The organism is Cupriavidus sp. FW305-F7 (assembly GCF_058782875.1).
In genome coordinates this window covers 106,306-112,852 of record NZ_JBYSYC010000013.1, presented here as the reverse complement: position 1 = coordinate 112,852, position 6,547 = coordinate 106,306, and the positions used below count along the sequence as shown (strand labels likewise).

Sequence of the window (6,547 nt, the reverse complement as noted above, 5' to 3'; positions counted from 1 at the left end):
AAGCCGAAGCCGAAGCCGAAGCCGAAGCCGAAGCCGAAGCCGAAGCCGAAGCCGAAGCCGAAGCCGAAGCCGAAGCCGGGAGCGGAGATCACGTCGTTGTCATTGGGGAACCCGAAGCGCTGGCCGCAGCCGAGCCCGAATTGGATGTCACCGGCGCCGAGGCCGTAGCCCAGGCCGTGGCAAGCTCCGCGATGGAAGAGGGCAGCGCTCTCGATGCCAGCACCCAGGCACCCGCGGAGGACAACGAAACGGACGGATTGATGGACGGCAACGGCCTGATCGCCGAGGAGGCGGAAGCGGATGCGGCCGAGCCTGCTGAGGCAGCAGAACCGCCTGAAGCGACTGAAGCCCCGGAAGTCCCGGAAGTCCCGGAAGTCCCTGAGCCCGCTGAGGCGCCTGAACTGAACCAGGCTCCGGTCCCGGCCGCCAAGCCGCGCATCGTGCTGCCCGCCGTGGTCGGCCGCACCGTGCCGCTGGCTGCCGCCCAGCCGGCGCCCGTGCCGGTGCCGGTGCCGGTTGCGCCGCCGCCTTCGCGCCCCTTCGTCGACTACCGCCTGCCACCGGCCGAACTGCTGGAGACCGGGGTCGACAGCGCAGAACAGGTGTCGGAAGAACGCCTGCGCGAAACCGGCGAGCTGATCGCCCAGCGGCTGGCCGAGTTCAAGGTGCCAGTCGCCGTGGTCGGCGCCGGTGCCGGCCCGGTGATCACCCGCTTCGAGGTCGAGCCTGCCATGGGCGTGCGCGGCGCCCAGGTGGTCGGGCTGATGAAGGACCTGGCGCGCGCGCTGGGCGTGACCTCGATCCGCGTCGTCGAGACCATTCCCGGCAAGACCTGCATGGGGCTGGAGCTGCCCAATGCGCGCCGGCAGATGATCCGGTTGTCGGAGATCGTCAACGCGGCCTCGTTCCAGGCGCACCATTCGCGGCTGGTGCTGGCCATGGGCAAGGACATCACCGGCAATCCGGTGGTGACCGACCTGGCCCGCGCGCCGCACCTGCTGGTGGCCGGCACCACCGGCTCGGGCAAGTCGGTGGCGGTTAACGCCATGATCCTGTCGATGCTGTACAAGGCCACGCCCGAAGACGTGCGCCTGATCATGATCGACCCCAAGATGCTGGAATTGTCGGTCTATGAGGGCATCCCGCACCTGCTGGCGCCGGTGGTCACCGACATGAAGCAGGCCGCGCACGCGCTCAACTGGTGCGTCGGCGAGATGGAAAAGCGCTACAAGCTGATGTCCGCGCTGGGCGTACGCAACCTGGCCGGCTACAACCAGAAGATCCGCGCCGCGGAGGCCGCCGAGCGCAAAGTGCCGAACCCGTTCTCGCTGACGCCGGAGGCGCCCGAGCCACTGTCGCGCCTGCCGATGATCGTGGTGGTGATCGACGAACTGGCCGACCTGATGATGGTCGCCGGCAAGAAGATCGAGGAACTAATCGCGCGCCTGGCGCAGAAGGCGCGCGCCGCCGGCATCCACCTGATCCTGGCCACGCAGCGCCCCTCGGTGGACGTGATTACCGGCCTGATCAAGGCCAATATCCCGACGCGCGTGGCGTTCCAGGTCTCGTCCAAGATCGATTCGCGCACCATCCTTGACCAGATGGGCGCCGAGAGCCTGCTCGGCCAGGGCGACATGCTGTTCCTGCCGCCTGGCACCGGCTATCCGCAGCGCGTGCATGGCGCCTTTGTTGCCGACGACGAAGTGCACCGCGTGGTGGAACACTGGAAGCAGTTCGGCGAGCCGGACTACGATGAAACCATCCTTGCCGGCGACCCTGCCGAGGCCGGCAGCACCGACCTGTTCGGCGACAGCGGCGGCGACGGCGAGGCCGACCCGCTCTACGACGAAGCCGCCAGCTTTGTGCTGACCAGCCGCCGCGCCTCGATCTCCGCCGTGCAGCGCCAGCTGCGCATCGGCTACAACCGCGCGGCACGCCTGATCGAGCAGATGGAGGTGGCCGGGCTGGTGTCGCCGATGGGCCGCAATGGCGCACGCGATGTACTGGCGCCCGGGCCGGGCAACTGACAGGCCCCGCAACCACGACTTCCAGGAGGCAGCATGCAGCCTGAACACGGAAACCTGCTGGCGGACGTCCCGGCCGGCGCGGTGCAGGAGTGCTTCCAGCCGCTGCTGGAACGGCCCGGGTTGCGGATCGAGCGCATCGTCTCCAACGGGCAGGCCAGTCCCGAAGGCTTCTGGTACGACAGTGCTGAGGCGGAATGGGTGCTGCTGGTCAGCGGCAGCGCCGCCATCGAGATCGAAGGCCAGTCCGGCCAGCATCCCATGAAGCCGGGTGACTGGCTGCACCTTCCCGCCCACTGCCGCCACCGGGTGGCGTGGACCGATGCTAGCCAGCCCAGTGTCTGGCTGGCGGTGCATCACAACGCGGGCTGAGCGCCCGCGTGCGTTGTGGCTGGCGCCTGACCGCCTACTCCCCGGATTGCTCCGGAAACACTGGCTCGCCGAGGTTTAGCATCAGCCGGTTCGCCCAGGCAAAGATGGCGACCGAGTGGATCAGGTCCAGGATCTCCGCATCCGTGACGCCCGCTTCCCGCAACGGCTTGAGCTGCTCGGCAGTGACTTCGGCGGGCTGTTCGGTCAGTTCGATCGAGAACTTCGCGATTGCCTGCTCGCGCGCAGTCATGCCGGCGGTATGGGGATCGTCGAACACCTGGCGGATCACCTCGTTGCGCTTGGCCAGCTGCTCAAAGCGCTGGGCATGGACTGACGCGCAGTAGACGCAGCCATTGATGCGGGACACCACCGTGCTGGCCAGTTCGCGTTCGGCGCGCGGCATGCCACCCGGGGCGTACATGATGGCGTTGAAGGCGGTGGAGCGCTGGCGCAGGATCTCGGGCTGGTGCACGAGGAACAGGTAGTAGTCCGATACCTTGGCCTTGGGGTGGCTCTCCTCCAACACCGCGACCTGCTCGGGCGTGGCGCTGTCGACGGATACCACGTCCAGCCAGGCCTTCCAGTCCAGCACTTCGTTAGTGAAGCCATGCGCGCGGATCGGGCTCTGCAGCAGGGTGCCGGCCGTGGCGGGCACGGTAGTGATCGCTGGGGTGCCTGCGCCCAGTGCCTGCATCGCCTTGAGTCCGGCGACCAGGCGCACCTGGTAGGACAGGAAGGCGATCAGTTGCGCCAGCGTTACCACGTCAGGCGTGGCAAGGCCGGCGGCGGGCAGGGTCTTCAGCGCGGCCTGGTCGCCTTCCACGGGGCGTTCACTCAGCGTGCGGGTGAAGGCCAGGATGGCGCGCAGGCGCGCGTCGGCGAGCGTGTCGGGGTCGCCCTGCTGGGCGAGGGTGACCAGCGCGGCGTCGGCCTCGATGGCCTGCAGGCGGGCGCGGTAGTGGGCCACCAGATCGGCGGCGCCGGCCAGGCGGGCGGCGTAGAGCGCGATCAGAAGGCGCTCGGCTAGGGTCAGGCCGGGCAGGGCAGGATCGAACAGCCCGTTGTAGCTGCCCTGGGTGGAGGCAACCACCTTGTCGCGTGCGTGACGCAGCGTGTGGATGGCGGAGCCGGCGGCTAGGCCGGCGACCTGGTCGACCACGTCAGTGGCGGCAGCGTTGGCTTGGGTCATTTGAAGACTCCCGGAGTGTCGAAGGATTCGTTGTCGTGCTGGCGCAGCCGTCAGTTCCCGGCGGTTTGCTTGCGCGCGGCCACTGCCCGCGCCAGGAATGCGCGGACCCCGCGCCAGGATGCCTCGTCGGCACCGGCATTGGCCTCGGGCGTGCCGCCAGTAGTGCTGATACGGCGCGATACCGGATGCGCGTAGACCGCTTGCGTGGTGGGCACGTAGGGAAAGAGGATGGCATGGCCGGCATGCTCGAAGTCGAGGTGCTCGACCGGATACGGATGGCCGGTCTCGGTTAGCTTGTCGGTGACCATGCGCGAATACAGGCTGGACGGCCACGAGCCGTCGTCGGTGCCGGACAGCAGCATCACCGGCCCGTGGATGTGCTCGACCCGGATGCGGGCGCGCGCCACGGCCTCGGCATTCTTCAGCGCGGTGAGGATGGCGCGCTCGTGCCGGTGCGGCGCCGGGCCTTCGTCGAACGGTGCCCAGCTGGCGTCGGGGTTGTTCTCCCACACATGCGGCAGCGGCTTGTCATGGTGCAGCCAGGCTGCGCCCTCACGGCCGATGGCCGGGTCGGCGGCATTCTGGGCGCTATGCACCACCGCGCCCGGCACGTAGCCGACCACCGCCGACACCAGATCGGGAAAGGTCGCACCCAGCAGCAGTACCAGCTCCCCGCCGCGCGACTGGCCGGACAGGGCGACAAAGCCATGCGCCGGACGCAGCTCGCGATGCATCCATTGCAGGCCGCGCTCGAAGTATTCCAGCGGCGTGTTGGAGATATAGTCCGACAGGCCCGGCGCCTTGAAGTAGCCCAGCGCCAGCGCGGCATAGCCATGCGAGGCATAGAGCGCGGCGCGCGGTTCGTTGATGCCGCCGCCGGACCCGTTGAGCACCATCACCGCCGGGTGCGGGCCGGCGCCAGGCGGGCGGTACAGCGTGCCGACCAGCCCGTCCACGCGGATGTCTTCGCGCACCACGCCCGGTGCGGCGAGGCGCTGCACCAGCTCGCTGCGAGCCTCGCCGCCGGCGGCCGTGACGGTAATCTCGGTCACCAGCGGCCGGGTTGCGTCGGTGTGGAACAGCTCGCGGCTGTCCGATGCCACCGGCCGCTGCGCCCACAGCAAGCCCATGGGCGCCACGCCGTCGTAGCTGCCGCGCACTGGCGCATCGCGCTCCAGGTCCACGCTGCCGTCGCCTGCGGCAATGAAGTCGGCCTGGCTGGCCCAGGCGACGTCGCGGCCGCGTACGGTGCGCGTGCTGACGGCCACGGTCTCGCCGGGCCGCAGGCCGGTGATGGCGATGCGGCGCGGCGCGTCGATGAGGGCATCGGCCGGGGTGATGTCAAGGGTTGGGGCGGTCATCACGGCCATGCTCACTTGCCCGTCCGCGTCACCATCATGGCGGCGGTGCGGTCGCTGGTCATCGGCGTTACCTTCAGGCCCTTCTTTGCCGCCCAGATATTCTGGTAGTGGTACAGCGGCACCACGCCGACGTCGTCGGACACCAGCTTGACCGAGCGGCGCAGGATCGTTTCGCGCTTGGCCGCGTCGAACTCGGCGGTGGATTCCTCCAGTGCGCGGTCTACGGCCGGGTTGCTGTAGTGGCCCCAGTTGGAGGCGCCCAGGCCCTTCTTGGCGTCCACGGTGGCCAGCACGTTGACCAGCGCATAGCTGGCCTCGCCGGTGCCGTTGCCCCAGGCCAGCATGCTGACCGCGTACTCGTTCTTGTTGGCACGGCCGGAGTAGACCGACCAGGGCACCACTTCCACCTGGGTCTTCACGCCCACGCGGGTCCAGAACTGCGCCACGGCCTGCGCCGTTTCCGGGCCCTGCGGGTAGCGGTCGTTGGGGGCATGGATGGTCAGCCTGAAGCCGTCGGGAAAGCCGGCCTCGGCCAGCTGTTTTTTGGCCTGCGCGGGGTCATAGGCGATGTCCTTGACCTCGGGGTTGTAGCCAAAAGTGCCCTTGGGCATCCACTGGTTGGCTACGGTGGCGGTGTTCTGCAGGATACGGCCCACCACGGCCTCGCGGTTGATGGCCAGCGACAGCGCCCGGCGCACGCGCACGTCAAGCAGCGGGTTCTTGTCCAGCGGCTTGCCGGCGTTGTCGGTGATGTAGGGGTTGGGGCCAGGCTTGAAGCTCGGTTGCAGCAGCATCACGCGCAGGCCGTTGTAGGGAAACACGCTGACGGTGGGCGATTGCTTGAGCTTGGCGAGGTCGGACACCGAGACCTTGTCGATCACGTCCACGTCGCCGGACAGCAGCGCTGCCGTGCGCGCCGGGCCGTTGTTGATGTAGCGGTAGTTGACCTGTTGCCAGATCGCCTTGGCGCCCCAGTAGCCGTCATTGCGCGCCATGATCACACGGTCGCCCGGGGTGTAAGAGATGAACTTGTACGGGCCGGTGCCCACCACCGCGCGGCCCGCGTTGTAATCGTCGGTATTGGCCTTGTCGCCCACGTGCTTGCTGACGATATGCACCGAGGCCAGGTTCAGCGGCAGGTCGGGGTTGGCGATGTTGGTCTTGACCAGTAGCGTGTACGGGTCCTTGGCGGTGGCGGATTCGATGGTGCGCAGGTAGCCCGAGAACGAGGCCACACTACCCGGCACGTTGCGTGCGCGCTGGTAGGAGAAGACCACGTCCTCTGCGGTGAAGGGCTTGCCATCCTGCCACTTGACGTCGCGGCGCAGCTTGAATTCCCAGGTCTTGTCGTCCAGCGCCTTCCACGACAGCGCCAGCCCCGGCTGCAGCTTGTTGTCCTTGTTTTCGATCAGCAGGTCCCAGAAGTGCAGGTCCACCGAACGGTCGCCGGCGTGGTTGTTCAGCTGGGGGTCCAGCGACGACAACGGGTCGGCAAAGCCGATCGTCAGCGACTGCGCGGAAGCCACCGCCGCGGCGGCGCAAAGCACGGCGGCCACGGTGGCACGCAAGGAGAAGGACGGCGAGCGATTCATGGGGCGATT

Annotated in this window: 5 protein-coding genes; 2 read left to right on the top strand and 3 right to left on the bottom strand. The window is 68.3% G+C overall.

The window, feature by feature from the left end; all coding sequences use genetic code 11:
- Both AC3WL8_RS14595 and AC3WL8_RS14590 read left to right on the top strand, forming a co-directional pair.
- On the top strand, positions 1–2,027 hold a 2,027-nt coding region (locus AC3WL8_RS14595; protein WP_492378378.1), incomplete at its 5' end, for a DNA translocase FtsK.
- A 33-nt stretch (positions 2,028–2,060) separates the two neighbouring features.
- A complete protein-coding gene (locus AC3WL8_RS14590) occupies positions 2,061–2,396 on the top strand; it encodes a cupin domain-containing protein (RefSeq protein ID WP_013956581.1) in 336 nt (111 codons plus the stop codon).
- A gap of 34 nt (positions 2,397–2,430) precedes the next feature.
- Here AC3WL8_RS14590 and AC3WL8_RS14585 read toward each other — a convergent pair whose 3' ends face one another.
- From AC3WL8_RS14585 to AC3WL8_RS14575, 3 genes are read right to left on the bottom strand one after another with little or no spacing between them, the layout of a single operon-like run.
- Positions 2,431–3,585 (bottom strand): CMD domain-containing protein, encoded by a 1,155-nt coding sequence (locus AC3WL8_RS14585; protein ID WP_153954813.1) that lies wholly within the window; start codon positions 3,583–3,585, stop codon positions 2,431–2,433.
- A gap of 50 nt (positions 3,586–3,635) precedes the next feature.
- The gene (locus AC3WL8_RS14580) at positions 3,636–4,946 is read right to left on the bottom strand and encodes an acyl-CoA thioesterase/bile acid-CoA:amino acid N-acyltransferase family protein (protein WP_492378377.1); all 1,311 of its coding nucleotides are present in this window, start codon (positions 4,944–4,946) and stop codon (positions 3,636–3,638) included.
- 11 nt (positions 4,947–4,957) lie between these two features.
- The gene (locus AC3WL8_RS14575; RefSeq protein ID WP_492378376.1) at positions 4,958–6,538 is read right to left on the bottom strand and encodes an ABC transporter substrate-binding protein; all 1,581 of its coding nucleotides are present in this window, start codon (positions 6,536–6,538) and stop codon (positions 4,958–4,960) included.
- Between the last annotated feature and the right edge of the window lie 9 nt (positions 6,539–6,547).

What these genes read in the sequence shown, in the direction of transcription:
- AC3WL8_RS14580 (WP_492378377.1), bottom strand. Translation starts at nt 4,946, where the DNA reads ATGACCGCCCCAACCCTTGACATCACCCCGGCCGATGCCCTCATCGAC.
- AC3WL8_RS14575 (WP_492378376.1), bottom strand. Translation starts at nt 6,538, where the DNA reads ATGAATCGCTCGCCGTCCTTCTCCTTGCGTGCCACCGTGGCCGCCGTG.
- AC3WL8_RS14590 (WP_013956581.1), top strand. Translation starts at nt 2,061, where the DNA reads ATGCAGCCTGAACACGGAAACCTGCTGGCGGACGTCCCGGCCGGCGCG.
- AC3WL8_RS14585 (WP_153954813.1), bottom strand. Translation starts at nt 3,585, where the DNA reads ATGACCCAAGCCAACGCTGCCGCCACTGACGTGGTCGACCAGGTCGCC.